This window comes from Mycolicibacterium novocastrense (assembly GCF_001499835.1).
In the GTDB taxonomy this organism is placed as follows: Bacteria; Actinomycetota; Actinomycetes; order Mycobacteriales; family Mycobacteriaceae; genus Mycobacterium; species Mycobacterium novocastrense.
The window spans coordinates 546696-566600 of sequence record NZ_LQIH01000001.1 but is presented as its reverse complement, the minus strand read 5'-3'; the positions used below and the strand labels follow the sequence as shown (position 1 = coordinate 566600).

The 19905-nt window shown below is 64.4% G+C and carries 20 protein-coding genes; 6 read left to right on the top strand and 14 right to left on the bottom strand.

The window, feature by feature from the left end; translation table 11 throughout:
• Nucleotides 1–170 precede the first annotated feature (170 nt).
• Entirely contained in the window at nt 171–773 is a 603-nt protein-coding gene (locus AU072_RS02610; protein WP_064412259.1) for a maleylpyruvate isomerase family mycothiol-dependent enzyme, read from the bottom strand.
• Complete coding sequence (locus tag AU072_RS02605; protein WP_064412258.1) at nt 770–1888, bottom strand: citrate synthase 2; 1119 nt, start codon at nt 1886–1888, stop codon at nt 770–772. The genes AU072_RS02610 and AU072_RS02605 overlap by 4 nt, the downstream gene beginning before the upstream one ends.
• A 116-nt stretch (nt 1889–2004) precedes the next feature.
• Between AU072_RS02605 and pdxH the strand changes: the two genes are divergently transcribed.
• From pdxH to AU072_RS02590, 3 genes are all read left to right on the top strand, one after another.
• Nucleotides 2005–2634: a pyridoxamine 5'-phosphate oxidase gene (gene pdxH, locus AU072_RS02600; protein WP_064412257.1), complete on the top strand. Its 630-nt coding sequence runs from the start codon at nt 2005–2007 to the stop codon at nt 2632–2634.
• A 103-nt stretch (nt 2635–2737) separates the two neighbouring features.
• Nucleotides 2738–3397, top strand: a complete 660-nt coding sequence (locus AU072_RS02595; RefSeq protein ID WP_120270940.1) for a TetR family transcriptional regulator — start codon at nt 2738–2740, stop codon at nt 3395–3397.
• 97 nt (nt 3398–3494) lie between these two features.
• Nucleotides 3495–4802 (top strand): citrate synthase, encoded by a 1308-nt coding sequence (locus tag AU072_RS02590; protein ID WP_082680721.1) that lies wholly within the window; start codon nt 3495–3497, stop codon nt 4800–4802.
• 158 nt (nt 4803–4960) lie between these two features.
• Here AU072_RS02590 and AU072_RS02585 read toward each other — a convergent pair whose 3' ends face one another.
• The 4 genes from AU072_RS02585 to AU072_RS02570 form a co-directional block, all read right to left on the bottom strand.
• Nucleotides 4961–6217 carry a DegT/DnrJ/EryC1/StrS family aminotransferase gene (locus tag AU072_RS02585; RefSeq protein ID WP_064412256.1) on the bottom strand — a complete coding sequence of 419 codons (1257 nt, stop codon included), beginning with the start codon at nt 6215–6217 and terminating at the stop codon, nt 4961–4963.
• Nucleotides 6218–6226: 9 nt separating this feature from the next.
• Complete coding sequence (locus AU072_RS02580) at nt 6227–7813, bottom strand: GMC oxidoreductase (protein ID WP_064412255.1); 1587 nt, start codon at nt 7811–7813, stop codon at nt 6227–6229.
• Nucleotides 7810–8181, bottom strand: coding sequence for an acyltransferase (locus AU072_RS02575; RefSeq protein WP_064412254.1), 372 nt, complete (start codon nt 8179–8181; stop codon nt 7810–7812). Before AU072_RS02575 ends, AU072_RS02580 begins: the two co-directional genes overlap by 4 nt.
• 377 nt (nt 8182–8558) lie before the next feature.
• Nucleotides 8559–9809, bottom strand: coding sequence for a polysaccharide biosynthesis protein (locus AU072_RS02570; RefSeq protein ID WP_064412253.1), 1251 nt, complete (start codon nt 9807–9809; stop codon nt 8559–8561).
• Between the two features lie 471 nt (nt 9810–10280).
• On the opposite strand from AU072_RS02570, the gene AU072_RS02565 reads away from it, so the two are divergent.
• Nucleotides 10281–11693, top strand: coding sequence for an MFS transporter (locus AU072_RS02565; RefSeq protein WP_064412252.1), 1413 nt, complete (start codon nt 10281–10283; stop codon nt 11691–11693).
• Complete coding sequence (locus AU072_RS02560) at nt 11683–12099, top strand: MarR family winged helix-turn-helix transcriptional regulator (RefSeq protein ID WP_064412251.1); 417 nt, start codon at nt 11683–11685, stop codon at nt 12097–12099. The genes AU072_RS02565 and AU072_RS02560 overlap by 11 nt, the downstream gene beginning before the upstream one ends.
• Here the strand turns inward: AU072_RS02560 and AU072_RS02555 are convergent.
• A complete protein-coding gene (locus tag AU072_RS02555) occupies nt 12096–13664 on the bottom strand; it encodes a phytoene desaturase family protein (protein WP_082680723.1) in 1569 nt (522 codons plus the stop codon). The genes AU072_RS02560 and AU072_RS02555 overlap by 4 nt on opposite strands.
• A complete protein-coding gene (locus AU072_RS02550) occupies nt 13661–13909 on the bottom strand; it encodes a DUF2630 family protein (protein ID WP_064412250.1) in 249 nt (82 codons plus the stop codon). Before AU072_RS02550 ends, AU072_RS02555 begins: the two co-directional genes overlap by 4 nt.
• Nucleotides 13910–13939: 30 nt before the next feature.
• On the opposite strand from AU072_RS02550, the gene AU072_RS02545 reads away from it, so the two are divergent.
• Entirely contained in the window at nt 13940–14314 is a 375-nt protein-coding gene (locus AU072_RS02545; RefSeq protein WP_064412249.1) for an FKBP-type peptidyl-prolyl cis-trans isomerase, read from the top strand.
• Nucleotide 14315: 1 nt separating this feature from the next.
• Here AU072_RS02545 and AU072_RS02540 read toward each other — a convergent pair whose 3' ends face one another.
• From AU072_RS02540 to AU072_RS02515, 6 genes are all read right to left on the bottom strand, one after another.
• Complete coding sequence (locus AU072_RS02540) at nt 14316–15659, bottom strand: HAMP domain-containing sensor histidine kinase (protein ID WP_064412248.1); 1344 nt, start codon at nt 15657–15659, stop codon at nt 14316–14318.
• A complete protein-coding gene (gene prrA / locus AU072_RS02535) occupies nt 15659–16372 on the bottom strand; it encodes a two-component system response regulator PrrA (protein WP_064396416.1) in 714 nt (237 codons plus the stop codon). The genes AU072_RS02540 and prrA overlap by 1 nt, the downstream gene beginning before the upstream one ends.
• A gap of 74 nt (nt 16373–16446) precedes the next feature.
• Complete coding sequence (locus tag AU072_RS02530; protein ID WP_133147260.1) at nt 16447–17199, bottom strand: DUF4097 family beta strand repeat-containing protein; 753 nt, start codon at nt 17197–17199, stop codon at nt 16447–16449.
• Between the two features lie 145 nt (nt 17200–17344).
• Complete coding sequence (locus AU072_RS02525; RefSeq protein WP_064412246.1) at nt 17345–17803, bottom strand: DUF6197 family protein; 459 nt, start codon at nt 17801–17803, stop codon at nt 17345–17347.
• An 18-nt stretch (nt 17804–17821) separates the two neighbouring features.
• Nucleotides 17822–18466 (bottom strand): response regulator transcription factor, encoded by a 645-nt coding sequence (locus AU072_RS02520; protein ID WP_064412245.1) that lies wholly within the window; start codon nt 18464–18466, stop codon nt 17822–17824.
• Nucleotides 18454–19746, bottom strand: coding sequence for a sensor histidine kinase (locus AU072_RS02515; RefSeq protein ID WP_064412244.1), 1293 nt, complete (start codon nt 19744–19746; stop codon nt 18454–18456). Before AU072_RS02515 ends, AU072_RS02520 begins: the two co-directional genes overlap by 13 nt.
• Nucleotides 19747–19905: the final 159 nt, after the last annotated feature.

Here is a 19905-nt window from a genome sequence, read left to right as displayed (position 1 = left end):
ATTGGGTTGCGTCCCGCGAACGGGGTCCTCAGTACCGACTTGGTGAGCGCTCCCAAGTCATCGGTACACCGGCCATGCAACCACCGCCCACCGACAAGCACTAAGGGGTTGATCGCACGCATGGCATGAGGGCAATCAACCGCTTAGTGCAACCACCGCCCACCGACAGATCAGACGATCGAGAATGACGGCGGCAGGCTGTCGCGGCCCGTCAGCGCCATCAGCACCGTCTGGCCGTCACCCCCAGCCGCGATGCGCGCCGCCAACACCAACGCCTCCTCCAGCACCGAACCCGGCAGCGTGAACGAAAGACCAACGGCGCGTGCGATATCCAGGCTGTGCACGGCCAGCTCGAAGGTCCGCGTCGGCAGATAGGTCCGCAATCGGATGCCCAGCCCGCCGAGCACCCGAATCATCGGATCGTCCACCGTCTCCAGCCGTGCGAGCGTTCGGGAGACGAGGTCGGCCACGGCGGCCGCCGGGTCGTCACCGAGGTCGCGTCCGGCTTGCCGCCCGCGCTCGGCCACGTCGGCGGGGTCCAAACCCAGCGCCGCCGGGTTCACCCGCGCGTAGTACTCCTGCGGCGTGGCGATGTCCTCACGATCGGCGGGCGTCTCGAGGTAGGTGAGCACCGTGGTCAGCGAGCGCGACGTGTGCCCGACAAGCGAGCGCAGATCCCAGTCGCCCAGACCGGGACCCGACCACGCGTCGGCGGGAATGCGGCCGACCAGGTCCGCGAAACTGTGCGCCGCCGAGGCGAACGTCGTCGTCACGACCGAACGACTTGGTCCCAGCCCTCGACCGACTCGGGGCTGCGCGGCTCCGGGCCGACGTAGATCGCCGACGGACGCACCAGCTTGCCGAGCCGCTTCTGCTCGAGGATGTGCGCACACCATCCGGCGGTGCGCCCGCAGGTGAACATCGCCGGCATCATCTTGGTCGGCACCTGGGCGAAGTCGAGAATCACCGCCGCCCAGAACTCGACGTTGGTCTCGATGGCGCGGTCGGGTCGCCGCTCCCGCAGTTCGGCAAGGGCGGCCTGCTCGAGCGCCGCGGCGACCTCGTAGCGCGGCGCCTCGAGACGCTTGGCCGTCGCGCGCAGCACCCGGGCCCGCGGATCCTCGGCGCGATACACCCGATGCCCGAAGCCCATGAGCTTCTCGTTGCGGTCGAGGATGCCCTTGACGACCGCGCGGGCGTCGCCGGTCTTCTCGGCTTCCTCGATCATCGGGATCACCCGGGCCGGGGCGCCGCCGTGCAGCGGCCCGCTCATCGCGCCGATCGCGCCGGACAGGGCGGCCGCGACGTCGGCGCCGGTCGACGCGATCACGCGGGCGGTGAAGGTCGATGCGTTCATACCGTGCTCGGCGGCGCTGACCCAGTAGGCGTCGATGGCCTCCACATGGCGGGGATCCGGATCACCCTGCCAGCGGGTCATGAATCGCTCTGTCACGGTGGAACATTCGTCGATGGTGCGCTGCGGGACCGCGGGCCGATAGATCCCCCGCGCGGACTGCGCGACGTAGGACAGCGCCATCACCGAGGCCCGGGCGAGGTGCTCGCGGGCGGTCGCGTCGTCGATGTCGAGCAGCGGGGGATAGCCCCATATCGGGGCCAACATCGCCAGACCGGCCTGGACGTCGACGCGCACGTCGCCGCTGTGGATCGGAAGCGGAAACGGTTCAGCGGGCGGCAGACCGTTGCCGAACTTGCCGTCGACCAGCAGCGCCCACACGTCGCTGAAGGTCACCCGCTGGTTGACCAGATCCTCGATGTCGACGCCGCGGTAGCGCAGCGCGCCGCCGTCCTTGTCGGGTTCGGCGATCTCGGAAGTGAAGGCGACGACGCCCTCGAGGCCGGGTACGAAGTCTTCAGGCACCGCGCTCATGGCCAGATTCTCGCACCTGTCGATCGGTGCTCATCTGGCGGTTGCTGACACGACGGTGGCCGGTGTGGGCGTAGCGTTGTCGCGTGGCGGAGGTAGGCCCAGAACGCTTGGCGAGGATGCGGGTGGAATACGGTTCGGCGGAAAAGGACGGCAGTCCCGATCTGGACGTCGATTGGCTGGCGGACGGCTGGGTTACCTTGCTGCGCAAGTGGTTAGCCGACGCCGAGCGCGCCGGTGTCGCCGAACCCAACGCCATGGTCGTCGGCACGGTCGACAGCCGCGGGCGGCCGGTGACCCGGTCGGTGTTGTGCAAGAGCGTCGACGACACGGGCATCACGTTCTACACCAACTACGACTCCGACAAGGGCGAGCAGCTGGCGGCGACGCCGTACGCGTCGGCCACCTTCCCCTGGTATCTGACCGGGCGCCAGGTCCACGTCCGTGGACCGGTGACGAAGGTGTCGGCGGAGGAGACCGCCGAATACTGGTCGAAGCGACCGCGGGGGTCGCAGTTGGGTGCCTGGGCGTCGTACCAGTCGAAACCGATCGCCTCGCGCGCGGCACTGCTGGAGCAACTGGCCGAGGTGACGCGGCGCTTCGAAGCCCACGACACGGTGCCCGTGCCGCCGAATTGGGGTGGCTATCTGATCGCTGCCGACGTCGTCGAGTTCTGGCAGGGCCGGGAGAACCGGGTGCACAACAGGATTCGCATTCAGGACGGCCGCGTCGAGCGGCTGCAGCCCTAGGCGGCGGCGTTCGCTACTGCGAGGCGCGGACCCGAAATGCTCACGTCGAACATGTTTTCGGCGAAGATGAATTCTTAGCTCATCCATAGTTTCGACCGTTAGGATGCGCCTTGTGCCTGACGGTAGGGGGGCGCAGTCCGTCGGGCTGCGCGAGCGCAAGAAGCAGCGCACGCGTGCGACTCTCATCGACGCCGCAGTGGAATTGTGCAACGGACAGGGTTTCGACAACACCACCGTGGAGCAGATCGCCGCGGTGGCCGACGTTTCACCGCGCACCTTCAGCCGGTACTTCCCGACCAAGGACTCCATCGCGCTGGCTCTGGTCGACGAGATCGTCGACGAAGTCGCCCGCGAACTGGACCGCCAGCCCGCCGAGCTGAACCACCTCGAGGCGATCCTGCGCGCCTATGTCGCGATGGGGGAGGCGGCCAAGCACGCGGGACCAGACGATCTGCGGGCCGAACGGGTGTTGTGCATCGCCAGGATCGTCCTGTCGTCGACGACGCTGCGCCAGGTCACCGTCGAGTTCCGGAGCAACGCGCTCGAACAGGCACTCGCCAGGCGCATGAGGGTCGATGTGGCCGACCGCAGGGTGCGCCTGGCATCTGCGACGTGGAGTGCGGTGATCATGACGGCGCTCACCGACGTCGTGCATGTCAACAGCGACTGGTCACGGGTGTCCATAGACGACCTGATCGAGCGCTTGGAGACGGTCTTCGCGGAGTTCACCGGCTTGTTGGGTAATCTGCGGCTGCCCGTCTGAGCAAGTGACCGCCCCCGGCGGGGCACGCCTGCCCGAATGGGACTACCTTTTGTAGGAGCAATGTCCGAATACTCCCAGCAGCGACGAAGGGAACCTCGTGGCCGATAACGCGAAGAGTGGGGAAGGGCAAGCCACCCTCTCCTACCCCGGTGGCACGCTCGACCTTGACATCGTTTCCGCCACCGAAGGCGCTGATGGCATCGCGCTGGGGTCACTTCTGGCCAAGTCCGGCTACACGACGTTCGACGAGGGCTTCGTCAACACCGCATCGACCAAGAGTGCGATCACCTACATCGACGGCGACGCCGGCATCCTGCGCTACCGCGGCTACCCGATCGAGCAGCTCGCCGAGAAGTCGAACTTCATCGAGGTCAGCTACCTGCTCATCTACGGTGAGCTGCCCACCAAGGAACAGCTCGCGGAGTTCACCACCCGGATTCAGCGGCACACGTTGCTGCACGAGGATCTCAAGCGGTTCTTCGACGGCTTTCCGGCCAACGCCCACCCGATGCCGGTGCTGTCGAGCGCGGTCAACGCGCTGTCGACCTACTACGAGGATTCGCTGGATCCGTTCGACGACAACCAGGTCGAGCTGTCGACGATCCGGCTGCTGGCCAAGCTGCCGACCATCGCGGCCTACGCCTACAAGAAGTCCGCGGGCCAGCCGTTCCTGTACCCGGACAACTCGCTGACGCTGGTCGAGAACTTCCTGCGGATGACGTTCGGCTTCCCCGCCGAGCCCTACGAGGTCGATCCCGAGATCGTCCGCGCGCTGGACATGCTGTTCATCCTGCACGCCGACCACGAGCAGAACTGCTCGACGTCGACGGTGCGGCTGGTCGGCTCGTCGCAGGCCAACCTGTTCACGTCGATCTCCGGCGGCATCAACGCGCTGTGGGGCCCGCTGCACGGCGGCGCCAACCAGGCGGTGCTGGAGATGCTGGAGAAGATCCGCCAGGCCGACTTCGACGTCCACGAGTTCATCAAGAAGGTGAAGAACCGCGAGGACGGCGTGAAGCTGATGGGCTTCGGTCACCGGGTCTACAAGAACTACGACCCGCGCGCGCGCATCGTCAAGGAGCAGGCCGACAAGATCCTGGGCAAGCTCGGCGGCGACGACGAGATGCTGGACATCGCACGGACTCTCGAGGAAGCCGCGCTCACCGACGACTTCTTCATCGAGCGCAAGCTCTACCCGAACGTCGACTTCTACACGGGTGTGATCTACCGGGCGATGGGCTTCCCGACGCGCATGTTCACCGTGCTGTTCGCGCTCGGCCGGCTGCCCGGCTGGATCGCGCACTGGCGGGAGATGCACGACGAGGGTAGCGGCAAGATCGGCCGTCCGCGCCAGGTCTACACCGGCTACACCGAGCGCGACTACAAGGACGTCAGCAGCCGCTAGGTCTGTTCGCGCTCTGTGCCGAACGGAAAAGTCGGCTCGGACGGTCCCGGCTCGAACTAGCCAGGACGCAACGCGCTCGTAAAGTATAGGCGGCGGGTGCAACCACCGTTATGAGCTGTCGCTCCGCACACTTCCAGATCTCACGTCATTGTTCCGGCTCAACTCGAGCGCGTGAGGGCATAAGGGATGGCGTCGATGACGTGGTTCAAGGACGACTCACCTAGCCGCGGATATACGGGGATGTACATGGCGTTGGTCTTGACACGCTCGGCGTTGGGACACCACTTCTCGTATTCCGGATAAATCCCCAAACCACAGATAAGCGAAAGGTTGGTCGTGCCGGTGTCGATTCCGCGGCGTGCAAGCGCCTTGCGGAAACGCTCAGGGTCGTCGGCAAACACCACAAATTGCCAATAGACGCTCCGGCCCTGCTTTTCGATTCGCGCGCAAGGTTCACCGAGGTCGATGAGAGGCCGGCGAAGCGCTTCGACATTGGCGATTCGCTTAGCGTCTTCCTTCTCGACCTTGTCCAACATCGCCAAGCCGACCTGTGCCTGAGCGGATGTGTATTGCTCGAAGTATTCCTCAGGCAGCACACTGTCGGCTTTGAGGTTAAGCCGCGCCCCGGTGAGCGCCTGCGCCTTCTCCGGGCTGAACTTTCCCACCACAGCCAGCATGGGGGCCACTGCGGCCGTGAAGATTGGACGACGCGTCGCGAGGTTCGTGATGAGGGCGTCTGTGATCTTCGTCCGGAGACGCGCAGGTGGCGTCGGTTTCAACGAAGCCTGTAGTTCCTCAAGCTGCTCAGCGAGCACCGGGTCGTTCGTCACTGCGAGTCCGCCACCATAGGTGTCGAGTGTCTTCGTCTTCGAACAGGAGTAAATGCCGACATTTCCGAATGTTCCGAGCTTCTTACCGTTCCACGTGGCGTTCAGCGCATGTGAGAAGTCCTCGACGACGAACAGATTGTGTTCGTGGCAGAGGCCAACGAGCAAATCAATATTCGGAACAACGCCGAACAGATATGTAATGAGGATTGCCCGGGTCTTGGGGGAAATCGCTTTCTTGAGTTCATCAGGATCAAAGCAGAGTGTGTCTAGCTCGATATCGACGAAAACGGGTTTCAATCCGAGGTTGATGACGACATCCATCATGGGCTTGATCGTGATGGGTGGCATGATGATTTCAGAACCCGGTTCGAAGTTCTGCGCCCGAAGTGAGAAGTAAAGCGCCGAACGTGCGTACGGAAACGCGCGCGCGCTGCTCACGCCAACATAGCGGGCGAAAGCGGATTCGAACTCAGCGACCTTCTCGGCTTTCCCGCTCGTGGTGATGCCCCGGTTGCGGAACGACGCAAAGTAATTTCGAACGTCGAAAGATATTGGGTGGTAGACGATCGTTCGGGGAATGACCAAGGGATCTCCTCAGCTTTCGAGTGGGGCGGTCTGTGCGATGCGAGACGCGTTGGCCATCGCAAGCAGTGCGACGGTCGTTGCGGGCACGGACGGGAAGACGCTGCTGTCGACGACGTGGATTCGTTGCCATCCCTTCGGGCGTCCGAGTAGGTCGGTGTGAAGCTCGTCGCTCGGGTTCTTCGTCATAGGTAGCGTACCGCCGAAATGCCAGCCAACCGGTTTCAGCGGATCGCCATACATCAATGGGGCCACCGGAAAAACGCCGACCGAGGATAGGAGCCGCGTCAGCCGCCGCGATCCCTTTTTCATGGTCCTCACGAAGGGCATCGAAGGCCGAAGTGTCACCGAAAGCATACTTCGCCCGCCCGCGGGGGCCGGGTGCAGTCGTAGCTCATACGCCCCTGTGACATCGGAGTGGAAATTGCAAAGCGCAACGAGGAGTCGTCCGAGTGCGAGCTTGCGGATTCCGTCGAGAAGGCCCCCAGTCGCCTTGTAACCCAACTTGGCCAAAATGAGTTCGTTGGCCGGGCTGATCTGAGCGTGTATCCAAGTGTTTGATACCGAGGGAAGCTTGAACTCGAAAAAAGCCCCCGAGAGGGTGTTGGCGTTCGGCCACTCGTAGGGCGCGCCTCGAACATTGATCATGGGGACGACGAATCCTTGCGTCGTCTTCATGATCGTAGGACGACCGTAGAGTTTCTTGGACTCGAGAACAAGGCGCGTTGAGTTGAGTGCGCCTGCGGCTACGAAAAGGCGGTTCACTACGACGTTTTCGAGGCCGTCGCTAGTCTCGCAGAGGATGTCGACCTCGCCTTCGCGCTCGGAGAATTCGAGTACCGTTCGGCCAGATCGGTACTCGACTTGCCCGGCTCGGACCATCTTTTCCAGGTCTTGATCAGCCGAATAGATCGAACCGTAGACACATCCCGAAAGGCAGCGTCCGCAATAGACACATCCGGGAGCGTCAGGAGTGTCAGTCGCACGCACCGCGATTCGCGCCTGCCCGAAGGTCACATCGTCGCGTTCACGAAGGAGCCGCGAGCGATCGAGCGTTCTCAGGAAATTTTCAACGATGGGGGAAGGCGCAATCGGTTCAGGATCGCGTCGATAGAGCGGGAACTCCCGCGTCAGTTGGTCGTCGAGTGCGGAGTACGGCAAATCCTGCAGAACGCTCTGGTAGTACGGAGCCAAGTCGCTTGCGCGGAAAGGCCATGCCTGTATATCGCACGATGCTGCGGGAAGCATGGAAGCGCCCCAGATCGTGCTGTAGCCACCACGAGCCATCGAGGGGCTCGGCCCGTCCTCGACCACGTCGAGCGGCGCGTTCACCCTAGATCCGGCATAGGGATAATCCGACCCGAAAGCGAGTCGGAGCACTTTGTCCTTCGAGACGGTCGGGTTGTAAGTGACCACGGCGAGATCTTCGGCGCTCCACTCCCATTTCCGCTGCGTGCTCATTCGCTCGACGACGGCTTGTCGTTCGGGGTCGAGTGTTTCTCCCACGTCGAGAATCACGGGGCGAGCGCCCCGCTGCACGAGCACTTTTGCGACGGCGATACCGGTGTGTCCAGAACCGATGATCGCGACCTTGATCATTGCCAAGGCTCTGTCGAAGAGTCCAGCTTCTTGATATGCCGCGCGGGAATGCCGCCGACCATCGTGCCGGCTGGTACGTCTCGAGACACCACAGCTCCTGCTCCAACCACCGCGTTCTTGCCGACTGTGACCCCGGGCAGGATGGTCGCGCCGATGCAAATCCACGCCCCGTCCTCGATGACGACCGGCTTGGCTCCCATCGGAACGACGCGCTTCACCGCGGTGTCCGAAGGGCTGTCCATATGGGCGGTGATGATGCAACGGTGGGAGATCGTGACGTGATCGCCGATGCTGACGAGATCAGGAAAGTTCGTCTCGAGTTCGATGTCGAAGCCCATGTAGACATCGGAACCGATCTGAATGCCCATTAGCCTGTAGAGGAAGATTCGCCCGGACGTAAATGGGCACAAATTGCCGAGCTTCAGGCAAACGAATCTCCTGAAGAGCAACTTCAGAGCCAGCGATAGACTCATGCGCGAGCCCTCGGGCGCGTCCTCATGGCTGGCATCAGACGGCGCCTGGCCAATGCGTCACTCGGGGGGTCAACCTACGGGGGGTTCGGTCAACCGTGATCTGGGCGAATCCAACGTCTGGGAGCACGACGAAGATGTTACGTACCCGCTTCCGTCACTTCCCAGATTCCGAATACCTTTCGGATACGCCGGCGCACAACGTGATCTCGTAGGCGAGCACCGCAGGGCGCGCTCCGCGAAGCAGGTGAGCCCTGAACCACCTTCGCGGTTGGTCAAGCAAGTGCGCGCGCCAAGGCGCCGAGATGAATGGCAATGCCTACCAACGGACCACACATCAACGCAATCACGGTGCGCGTATCCAGCGCTAACGGCAGCAATAACAAGAAAGTTGACGCCACCGTGGCACCTACCCAACCCATCGAATATGCCCGGTGAAGCGATGCTGCAATCGCAGCAGTACCGGTGAGCGACAGAAATGCTATCACCACGGCCGCGGCCGTCAGCCAGGCCATCAATTGGCCGCTGGCGTAGTAGTCGGGCCCGAATCCGACTCGTAACAGCCAAGGCCCCGCCAACCCCGCCATTGGTATTCCAACGGCTCCAATCCCGGTGATGACAAGCGCCGGTGGGAGTAAACATCGGAGCCCTTCGCTGCGTTGATCGACGAAATGAGCGATCAGGTTGCCCTGCATCGCGTTCAGTGGAAGGAGTAACGGAGCCCGTGTCAAGGTGACCGCCAGAATGAGCACTCCACCCGCCGCGCCCAATTCCTCAGAGGTCGCTTTGAGTAGGACCGGAAAACCCATCAGCATCATCGCGCTGGCACCCGCCGCGGTAATCGAGTGAGCGGCGCCACGAACGAATGTGGCGACGCTTCCGGGCGTGAACTGCCGCGCCACAGCGCGCGCCGAAGGCGAAACGATCAGAAACACGAGCCAAGTCGCGGCTCCTGACGTTATCGCCCACAAGAAACCGCTGAGGCCCCATCCCATCACCACTGCCGCTGCAGCCACACTCAACCGGACGACGGCATCGGCGACCATCAATGCACCATATTGCGACCATCGGTCAAACCCCGCCAGCGCGCCCAACAGGGCCGCTTGTCCGCAGAACCCGGCGATGCCGACGCTCACCAGCCCCACCGACAACCAGCGTTCTTCGCTGAATACGTGAGGCCCCCATAACGGCGAACTACCAGCAATTACTGCAGCCGCGACGACACCGATCAGCGCGGCGGTCCGCAGCGGGTGGGTCCGTGGGCCCGTGATCAATCCGACGGATCGTGCACCACGGACCTCCCGGGTCGTTTCTGGAAGAACACCGTAGGCCACGCCGGTGACTAGACCGAGCGCCCCCCAAAACACTCCGAACAGCGCGAACCGTTCAGGGGAAAGGTCGCGGGCCGCCAGGCAATAAACCGCATAGGAGCAGATAACCGTCAACGCTGTCGACGTACCAACACGGGCGACGCTGCCACGTGCGACTGGCCCTATGGAGGCTGATGCGCCACCGACGTCAGTCATCTATGCCATCGCCCGCGCCGAGTGATGACTTCGGCGTGTACGAATACGGCTGGGTATAAGCCACCATCACCGCTTCTTCTCGCATGCCCGAGTCAACACCGTGGGGTAGGGCATTCACCTGCCGGCCACGCCGTACTTGTTCGCCGGCCACGGCAGTCCGTGATGGGATGCGTGAGAGTAAACCGCGCTGAATGTGTCACTGCCTTGATGGTCATCGAGAATCATGATGACTCCACTGCGCGTCAACTCGCTCGATTAGCGCGCATCCCGCCCGTCCTTAGGCATCGCAACCCTACCGTCCACCAACCTGAAAGAAGTGCTTCGCAACCGGCCGTCAGGACTAGAGCGTGACGGCGATGGTCCGGGTCGCTCCTCGGGTTTTGAATCTGACGCAAATCACTCTTGAGCGGCTTGCCGTCTCGACAGTTGTAGTTTCACAGTTGTTGGGTGAATGAAACCGTCGTCCGGTCAATGAGCGCTCGGCGCAAGGCCATCATCCTGGTGACCTGCTGCCTGAGCCTGCTGATCGTGTCGATGGACGCGACGATCGTCAACGTCGCTATTCCCAACATCCGCGCCGACCTCGATGCCACCGGGTCCCAGCTGCAATGGGTGATCGACATCTACACGCTGGTGCTGGCGTCGTTGCTGCTGTTGTCCGGTGCGGCCGCCGACCGGTTCGGTCGGCGAGGCACATTCCAACTCGGGCTGACGGTGTTCGCGGTCGCGTCGCTGCTGTGCAGCCTGGCGCCGAACATCGAGACGCTGATCGCCGCGCGCTTCCTGCAGGCGATCGGTGGCTCGATGATGAACCCGGTCGCGATGTCGATCATCACGCAGGTGTTCACCGGCCGGGTGGAACGAGCCCGGGCCATCGGCATCTGGGGCGGGGTCGTGGGCATCTCGATGGCCGCGGGGCCGATCGTCGGTGGTGTGCTCATCGAGTGGATCAATTGGCGCGCGGTGTTCTGGATCAATCTGCCGATCTGCGCGTTGGCCATCCTGCTGACCGTCATCTTCGTTCCGAGATCCAAGTCGCTGACGATGCGCGATGTCGATCCGGTCGGACAGGCCCTCGGCATGGCGTTCCTGTTCGGGCTCGTCTTCGTACTCATCGAGGGCCCGGTCATGGGGTGGACAGACGTTCGTACAGTCGCCGTGGCGGTCGGCGCGGTCGCCGCCTTCATCGGCTTCCTGGCTTACGAGGCGCGTCGGCGGGATCCGTTCATCGATCTGAGGTTCTTCCGGAGTATCCCGTTCGCATCGGCGACGATGATCGCGGTGTGCGCGTTCGCGTCGTGGGGTGCCTTCCTGTTCATGATGTCGCTGTATCTGCAGGACGAGCGCGGCTTCTCGGCGTTCCGCACCGGGTTGATCTATCTGCCGATAGCGGTTGGCGCGCTGGTGTTTTCACCGCTATCGGGCCGGATGGTCGGGCGGTTCGGGGCGCGGCCGTCACTGTTGATCGCCGGGACGCTGATCACGGCGGCGACGGTCATGCTCGCTCAGCTGTCGGCGACGACGCCGGTGTGGCAGCTGCTGGTGATCTTCGCGGTCTTCGGTATCGGGTTCTCGATGGTGAATGCGCCGGTGACGAACGCGGCGGTCAGCGGCATGCCGACCGACCGGGCGGGCGCCGCGTCGGCGATCGCGTCGACCAGCAGGCAGGTCGGCGTGAGTATCGGTGTGGCGCTGTGTGGTTCGGTCGCGGGCGGCGCGCTGGCAGCGACGGGTCCCGGCTTCGCGCAGGCCGCCCGACCGCTGTGGCTGATCTGCGCTGTGCTCGGGGTGGTGATCATCGTCCTCGGCTTCTACTCGACCTCCGGTAGGGCGTTGCGGTCGGCCGATCGGCTGGAACCCTTGGTGGCGGCCGATGTCCGGTAATCGAGTGGCTGACGAGGCGTGGCGGGCGATGGCTGCCTTCGTCATCGAGAACCACGACAGCTGGAAGCGGGCGGTCGTCGAGCAGTCCGGTCTGCCGTTCAGCAGGGTGCGCATCTTGCTGCGGTTGAGCCGACGGCCGATGACGGTCAAGGAGTTGGCGCACGCGACGACCATCGACGCGCCGGCCGCCACCGTCGCGGTCAACGACCTGGAAGGGCGCGGGTTGGTGGTGCGTCAGGTGGATCCGGCCAATCGCCGGTGCAAGCGGGTATCGCTCACCGATGCGGGATGCGCCATGGTGGCCAAGATCGACGCGATCGAGGACCCGGCGCCGAAAGCCATGGCGAATCTGGACCAAGCTGATCTCGAGGCGCTTCGTCGCATTGTGACCAAGATGCGCTCTTAGTCCTCCAACACCGCCATCGCGGCATTGTGGCCGCCGATCCCCGATACTCCGCCACCACGACGTGATCCCGACCCGCACAGGAGGATTCGGTCATGCGCGGTCGCCACACCCCACCGTCGAGCCGGAGTGCCGAGTGGCTCGTCGTCCTCGGCGAACGGCCACGCCAGCCCACCGTGAAAAATGTGCCCGCCGGTCATACCGAGCGAGTGTTCGAGGTCGACCGTCGTCTTCGTCTCGATGCACAGCCGGCCCGCCGAGTCCTCCATCAGCACGTCGTGAATGGGTTCGGCCAGAACGGAATTCAATGAATTGAGTACCGCCGATGTCAATGTGTCCCGCATCCGATCGGGGTCACCTGACGACACCAAGTGGTGAGGAGTGTGCAGACCGAAGACCGTCAGCGTCTGCGCACCAGCGGCGCGCAGTTCATCGGACAGAATCGAAGGGTCGGTCAGCGAGTGACAGTAGATCTCGCACGGCAGCGGGTCCGGTACCGCGCCGTCGACCGCGCGCAGATATGCCGAGTCCAACTGGCTGAATGTCTCGTTGATGTGGAACGTCCCACCGAATGCCTGCTCCGGTGTGACGGTCTGGTCGCGCAACCGCGGTAGGCGCCGCAGCATCAGGTTCACCTTGACTTGCGCGCCCGGCGTCGACTCCCGCGGTTGCTCACCCAGCAAGCCCGCCAACACCGTGGGCGTCACGTTGGCCAGTACCACCTCCCCGTGTACGGAGTGGTCGATGCCATCGCAGTGGTACCGCACTTCACCCTCTGGGTCGAGAGCGTATACCTCAGTGCCGCAGGTGAGTTCGGCACCATAGCCGGTCGCGGCGGCAGCCAGCGCACCGGTGACGGCGCCCATCCCGCCGATCGGTACGTCCCAGTCGCCGGTTCCGCCGCCAAGCAGGTGGTAGAGGAAGCAGACGTTCTGAGTCAGCCTCGGGTCATCGAGGCGGGCGAACGTTCCGATCAACGCGTCGGTGGCCATCACACCGCGCACGACGTCGTTGTCGACGGCGGAGGAGATCGCGTGCCCGATCGGCTCGTCGACCATCGATCGCCACGCGGCCTCGTCACCGACGAGACGTCGTGCCTCGTTGCGGCGGCGCAACGGTTCCAGCAGCGTCGGCCACAGCCGTTCGACAACGCCACCACACCGGCGGTAGAACTCGGCGAACCGCGGCCCGTCGTCGGCAGCGTCGATCGCATCGAACGTCGACGTCGGGCCGATCAGCAGTCCGGTGCGTCCGCCGGCCGCCGGATCGGGGGTGTATGACGAGTAGCGGCGGCGCTGCAAGCGCACCCGCGCGCCGAGGTCGTCGATGATCCGTCGGGGCAACAGGCTGACGAGGTAGGAGTACCGCGACAGTCTGGCGTCAACTCCTTCAAAGGCGTGCGCGGATACCGCTGCGCCACCGACATGGTCCAGGCGTTCCAACACCCGTACCCGACGACCCGCCTTGGCCAGATACGCGGCCGCGACCAGGCCGTTGTGCCCACCGCCGATGACGACGGCGTCGTATGTCGCCGCCGGAGCGGTCCCGGCGGCGTAACGCGAACTCAGTTGAGGTAGCCCTCGACCTCGTCCGGCGGACGCACCTCGGCTTCGCGCGGGTCGCCGCCGGTCTCCCGAAGAGCCCGGCGCTGCCGCAACAGATCCCAGCACTGGTCGAGCTGCACCTCGACGGCCTTGAGCCGACGATGCTCCTCGGACTCGTCGATCTCGCGGTTCTGAAGCTTGGCCCGCAGATCCTGCTCCTCGGCGACCAGCATGTTGACCTGGTCGAGAATGTCTTGGTCTTTGGTCACAGCACCAGTCTGCCCGACTACGGTGAGTGCGTGACTTCAAGTTCAGGGCAGAAGCCCGAGATCGAATTCCCCGACGGACCTCCGCCCACCGAGTTGGTGATCACGGACCTGGTCGTCGGCGAGGGAGCTGAAGCGGTGCCGGGCGGCAATGTCGAGGTGCACTACGTCGGCGTGGAATATGACACCGGCGAGGAATTCGACAGCTCGTGGAACCGTGGCGAGTCGATCGAGTTTCCGCTGCGCGGACTGATCCAGGGCTGGCAGGACGGCATTCCGGGCATGAAGGTGGGCGGTCGTCGACAGCTCGTCATCCCGCCGGAGCAGGCCTACGGCCCCGCCGGCGGCGGGCATCGGTTGTCCGGCAAGACGCTGATATTTGTCATCGACCTGTTGGCTACGCGCTAGCTCATTGATGGCCGGGCAGGCGCAGCAGCAGTCGAGCGCCACCGAGCGGGCTTTCCTCCAAAGAGACTGTGCCGCCGTGCAGTTCGGCCTGCTGCGCCACCAGTGCCAGGCCGAGCCCCGAGCCCGAAACCGACGCCGTCGATCCGCGAGAGAAGCGTTCGAACACGATCGAGCGCTCCTCCTCGGGGATGCCGACGCCGTCGTCATCGATCGCGATCTCCACGCCCGCTCGTGAGCTGACCGCCGATAGCTGAACGCGCGTCGCGCCGCCGTGTTTCACCGCGTTGGCGATCGCGTTGTCGACCGCCAACCGCAGACCCGCGGGCAGGCCCACGATGATCACCGTCGGTGCAGGCACCAACGACACCTCCAGGTCCGGGTAGACCCGCATCGCATCGTGGGCGGCGCGGTCCAGCAACTCCGTGATGTCGACGGGCACGTGGTCGTCGGCGGTCGACAGCTCACCCTGCGCCAGCCGTTCCAGCGCGCCGAGTGTCGCCTCGATGCGCGACTGCGTGCGGATCACGTCGTTGACCACCTCTTTGCGTTGGTCCTCTGGCAGGTCGAGGGTGGACAGCACCTCGAGGTTGGTCCGCATCGCAGTCAACGGCGTGCGCAGTTCGTGGGCGGAGACCGAGGCGAAGTCGCGCGCCGAGGCCAGCGCGGCCTTGGTCCGGTCCTGTTCCTTCCACACGCGTTCGACCAGGCCCTTCACCGCCTCGGCGATCTCGACGGCCTCGGTGGCGCCGCGCACCTCGACGTCGGGGTCCTCGTCGCCGGCGTCGATCTGACGGGTTTGTTGCGCCAGGCTCTTGAGCGGGCGCACCGCGAACGCGGCCAGCACCCAGCCGAACACCGAGGCGGCGCCGACGGCGAACACGCAGATGATGATCACCCGTCGGTGCAGGTTGTTGGTGTCGGCGATGGTGGCGTCGTAGGTGGCGCCGACGGCCACCGACATCGGCCCGGGGTAGTAGGGGATGTCGACGGTGCGCACGCGGTAGCGCACGCCGTCGACGTAGGTGTCGGCGTATCCGGGTTCGAGCTGGGGGAGGACGACATTGGAGTTGGACGTCACCTCGTCACCGCGGTGCACGGTGATGACCGCGTCCTGGTTGGTCGGTGACTTCGGAATCTCGTCCAGACCCCGCGGCAGGAACGGAATCGCGAAGCCGGCGGCCTCGTCGAGCCGGCGGTCGAGGCGCTCCTTGCGGTCATTGGTAATGCCGACCCAGACGACCGTTCCCACGATGACGACGACGATCGCCGCGCCGATCGCGGTGGCCAGCGCGACGCGGGTGCGCAGTGAGGGAGTTCGGCGGAAGATCCGCGAGAGCACAGACATCACTGCGTCCGCAGGACGAACCCCACTCCGCGAACGGTGTGCAGGAGCCGGGGAGCGCCGCCCGCTTCGAGCTTGCGGCGCAGGTAGCCGATGAAGACGTCGACGACGTTGGTGTCCGCGGCGAAGTCGTAGCCCCAGACGAGCTCGAGCAGCTGTGCGCGCGAGAGCACGGCGGTCTTGTGCTCGGCCAGCACCGCGAGTAGGTCGAATTCGCGTTTGGTCAGGTCGACGTCGACGCCGTTGACGCGGGCGCGACGGCCCGGGATGTCGACTTCCAGAGGTCCGACCTGGATGGTTTCCGAGGAGAAGGTCGCGGTGGACCCGCGCCTGCGCAGCAGCGCCTTCACCCGGGCCACCAGTTCCTGCAGCACGAACGGTTTGACCAGGTAGTCGTCAGCTCCGGCCTCCAGGCCGGCGACACGGTCGTCGACCGAGCTGCGCGCGGAGAGCACGCATACCGGTACGTCGTTGTCCATTGCGCGCAGCGCCGTGACCACACTGACTCCGTCGAGCACGGGCATGTTGATGTCCAGGACGATCGCGTCCGGTCGGGTCTCGGTGGCGCTGCGCAGCGCCTCCGCGCCGTCGACTGCGGTGGCCACGTCGAACCCGGACAGCCGCAGGCCGCGCTCGAGCGAGGCCAGCACATCGGGATCGTCGTCGACCACGAGAACCCGGGGTGAGGCTCCGCCACTGTCTGTACCACTGGCCATGTAGCCAATCTTGCCTGACGGACGGCCCCAATCGGGGGAGGCCGTGCGAACAGGAGGGCGGAGGCGGTCGGCTCTCAACGCAGTTCGGTGACCTCGACGTTGCCGTTCTCCGAGCGGGCTGTCACCGTGGGGGCGTCTGAATTGGGGGTTTGCGGCACGGTCACCAGGGTTCCGCGATCAGATTCGGCGCGTACCCAGTACGGCTCAGGGCCGGGCAGCTGCACCGTCACGTCTCCTCCGGCATTCGCTTCCGTGCTGCGGGGCGACAGTCGGAATTGAGCCGAGATGCTACCGACCTCGGTTGTTGCTCTAAATGATTCACTGACGGCGATCCCGTTACTGGTGCTGATGTCACCGCGGCCGACTTCAACGTCGATTTCGCGAGCTGAGCCGCCGAGTGTGACGGCGCCTCGCTCGGTCTTGACGACCAAACGGTCGAGAGTGGCATCGGCTGACAGCGAGCCGGCTTGCTGGTTAACGGTTATGCTCAGCTGTTTCGCAACATTCGGCGGGAGAACGACATTGATATCTCCGGCGCCGTTGAAGCCCAAGAACCCATAGCCCCCGTCTGCGAGCGACACACGGCTGTCGGTCCCCTCATCCGCGACCGTTAGTTGCACACCGTCGTTTCTCGTGGCGAGGCGCATGTCGATGCGGGGGGTGGCCGCGTCAGCGTCGGCGACAAGGTGAATGTTCACCGGAACATCTCCGGTGTCGATGGTCAGCGCCGTCAAGTCGGCTGGGAGCACCTGAGTGTCGCTGACGACGCGGGTTCCTCCCAGCCCGATCGCGACAGCACCGAGACCACCGACCACGCTGAGGCACACGCAGGCTGCGATGACGACACACGCGACGCGTATCGCGCGAAGAAGGCGAGCGGACTCTACAAGCGGCGGTCGAGCTGACACCGGATTGTGTGATCCCTCCTCTGTGGGGGCGTTCAGCCGCACTGAGCGACGGTTGCGATGCTGCTCAAGGATGCTCATCGCCATCGAGGTGGACGACGGCGCGCTTTAGCAACAGCACAACGTCTGCCTGAGTGGTGTGCACATCGTCGTTGTAGGCGTGCAAGTCGAGCCATCCGGGAACGGCCGAGGCATTTGCCAGTCGCAGCAACAGGTCCTCTACGCGGTCCGCCTGCTCATGAACCGCGCCCGCCTGGTTGAGGTGCCAATAACCGGCAGCCGTACGCACCGCGCCCTCCAGGCAGAAACTGCATGGCGTAGCACCGGGTTCCGTGCGCACCCGGTAGCCTCCTGCGCCGACGTGTTCGGTGTACACGGTCACCCACTCGCCTGGAGAGCCAACGACCGGTTGCACCTCACGGCCGTTGGCATCGCGGCAGTAGGTGCCCTGCGCCCAGCCGCCGTCACTTTCGATGAGCGCTAATGCGCCCTCCACGACTTCCCGGTCTGTCTTAATTGTCCTCATGGTGATCGGTCCTTTCGATTACGACTCGAGGTAGCGGAGCACGGCGAGGACACGGCGGTTTTCGGTGTCATCGGGCGCGAGCCCCAACTTGGTGAAGATGGAAGCGATGTGCTTTTCGGCCGACCCGGTCGACATGTACAGGGTCGAGGCGATCGCAGAATTGGTCTTACCTTCGGCCATCAGCTGCAGCACTTCCCGCTCGCGTGGCGTGAGTTCATCGAGTGCGCTGCGGCGGTGCGATCGCGCGAGGATCTGTGAGACCACTTCGGGATCGAGCACGGTACCGCCGGTTCCAACGACCGTGACCGCCTCGAGGAATGCGGGTACGTCGGCGACGCGGTCCTTGAGCAGGTAGCCGAAGCCGCGGGTATCCGAGCTGATGAGGTCGGATGCGTAACGCTCCTCGACGTAGTGGGACAGCACGAGCACCGGTGACTCGGGGTTCTCGTCGCGCAAGAGGGCCGCGGCCCGAATGCCCTCGTCGGTGAAGGTCGGTGGCATCCGTACGTCGACGATGACGAGGTCGGGATCGGTCTCCTTGACCAGACCCAGCAGGTCCGTGGCATCCCCAACGCTCGCTACCACCTGGTGTTCGGCGTCGGTGAGAATGCGTTCGACACCGGCACGAAGTAATGCTGAATCCTCGGCGATCACGATGCGCATGGCAGCACCGCTGTAATGGTCGTGGGCCCGGAGTCAGGACTGGACACAGTGAAAGTGCCTCGGGCGGCACGCACCCGATCCGCTAGACCGCGGAGGCCGGTGGCGGTCTCGCTGCTGGTGATGCGTGCGCCACCGCGACCATCGTCGAAAACCGAGACGTGAAGCGTGTTTTCCGGCTCGTCGAGTCTCACCCTCACCTCGGCCCGAGATGCCTGAGCATGCTTCGCCACATTGGTGAGTGCCTCGGCGACGAGGAAATAAGCAACGGATTCGGTCTCGTGTGGGACTCGTCTGGGCAAGTCGATGTCCAGCGTGGTCGGTACAGCGGCGCGATGTACCACCGCGGAGAGGGCAGCATCCAAGCCGCGATCGCGAAGGATCGTCGGCGCTATGCCTCGTACGACGTTACGCAGTTCCACGAGGGCGGTCTTGGCGTCCTCATGTGCCTCGACGATCAGCGCTTTGGCGGCAGACGGGTCGGTGTCGAGCTTGGTTTGAGCAAGTCCGATTGTCATGGCCAGCGATACGAGTCGCGGCTGAACACTGTCGTGGAGGTCGCGTTCGATGCGGTTCCGCTCGGTGTGCGCCGACGACACAGCGCCGAGCCTGGCGTCGGCCAGTGCGTCCACCTCGTGCTGCAGCATCGCTGCCGGCGATTGCGATAGCAGCCAGCGATCGATTCTGGCATCGAGAAGCGGTGCGAAGACCACGATGGCTACTGCAGCGATCAACGCGACCACCGCCAATGGCCAGGTGAGAGAGGGCGGAAGGAACGAGAGTCCGGCGTCGTCGTCGCTGCGGCTTACGGCGATCGTCGCGGCCGGCGCCAGGAAAGCGAACGCCAGTAAGACGAGTGCCAAGCCGCCAGCGGCGATGTCATAGCCCGTCCGGATGAAGTGGTGTGTGCAGCCTTTCCAGAACCGCGTGCTCGTAATATCCAGCCATAGCTGGTGCAGCCAACGCCGAACACCGCTGTAAGGCGAGTTTTTGCGGGGTGGGACTGGGATGCTCATGCCGAAAACAGCCTGGCTACGTAGTCGCTCAAGCCATTCGACACCACGCATCAAGTAGACGAAGACGATCACTGCCAGCACGGATCCGAGGACCGAAGGGATGAACACGACGGCGGCGATTGCGACCGCGATCGGCACCCACAGCCAGAAGATGCCGAGCACCGCGCCCGTGATCAGCGACGCGCTGGGAACGACCCCGAGGTGTCGATGCCGATACGCGGGTGGCTGTATCGTGCCAGCCACAACCGGCGCGACCTCCTGATCCATCACTGCAGCAACCACTACTTCAACGTACGGAAAGCCGGGGCGGCCCAAAATGCCGTTTTCCGGACAAGGTAAGGGGGGTTAACCCCCTCTCGGCCGTAAGAGCCAAAGGGGTCGATAAACCGGCTGGATCGTGCCGCGCGGAGTCTATTCCTAAGCGGA

What these genes read in the sequence shown, in the direction of transcription:
- AU072_RS02580 (WP_064412255.1), bottom strand. Translation starts at nt 7,813, where the DNA reads ATGATCAAGGTCGCGATCATCGGTTCTGGACACACCGGTATCGCCGTC.
- AU072_RS02595 (WP_120270940.1), top strand. Translation starts at nt 2,738, where the DNA reads ATGCGCCTTGTGCCTGACGGTAGGGGGGCGCAGTCCGTCGGGCTGCGC.
- AU072_RS02575 (WP_064412254.1), bottom strand. Translation starts at nt 8,181, where the DNA reads ATGGGCATTCAGATCGGTTCCGATGTCTACATGGGCTTCGACATCGAA.
- AU072_RS02565 (WP_064412252.1), top strand. Translation starts at nt 10,281, where the DNA reads ATGAGCGCTCGGCGCAAGGCCATCATCCTGGTGACCTGCTGCCTGAGC.
- AU072_RS02570 (WP_064412253.1), bottom strand. Translation starts at nt 9,809, where the DNA reads ATGACTGACGTCGGTGGCGCATCAGCCTCCATAGGGCCAGTCGCACGT.
- AU072_RS02515 (WP_064412244.1), bottom strand. Translation starts at nt 19,746, where the DNA reads ATGGATCAGGAGGTCGCGCCGGTTGTGGCTGGCACGATACAGCCACCC.
- AU072_RS02540 (WP_064412248.1), bottom strand. Translation starts at nt 15,659, where the DNA reads ATGTCTGTGCTCTCGCGGATCTTCCGCCGAACTCCCTCACTGCGCACC.
- AU072_RS02605 (WP_064412258.1), bottom strand. Translation starts at nt 1,888, where the DNA reads ATGAGCGCGGTGCCTGAAGACTTCGTACCCGGCCTCGAGGGCGTCGTC.
- AU072_RS02520 (WP_064412245.1), bottom strand. Translation starts at nt 18,466, where the DNA reads ATGCGCATCGTGATCGCCGAGGATTCAGCATTACTTCGTGCCGGTGTC.
- pdxH (WP_064412257.1), top strand. Translation starts at nt 2,005, where the DNA reads ATGCGGGTGGAATACGGTTCGGCGGAAAAGGACGGCAGTCCCGATCTG.
- prrA (WP_064396416.1), bottom strand. Translation starts at nt 16,372, where the DNA reads ATGGCCAGTGGTACAGACAGTGGCGGAGCCTCACCCCGGGTTCTCGTG.
- AU072_RS02525 (WP_064412246.1), bottom strand. Translation starts at nt 17,803, where the DNA reads ATGAGGACAATTAAGACAGACCGGGAAGTCGTGGAGGGCGCATTAGCG.
- AU072_RS02560 (WP_064412251.1), top strand. Translation starts at nt 11,683, where the DNA reads ATGTCCGGTAATCGAGTGGCTGACGAGGCGTGGCGGGCGATGGCTGCC.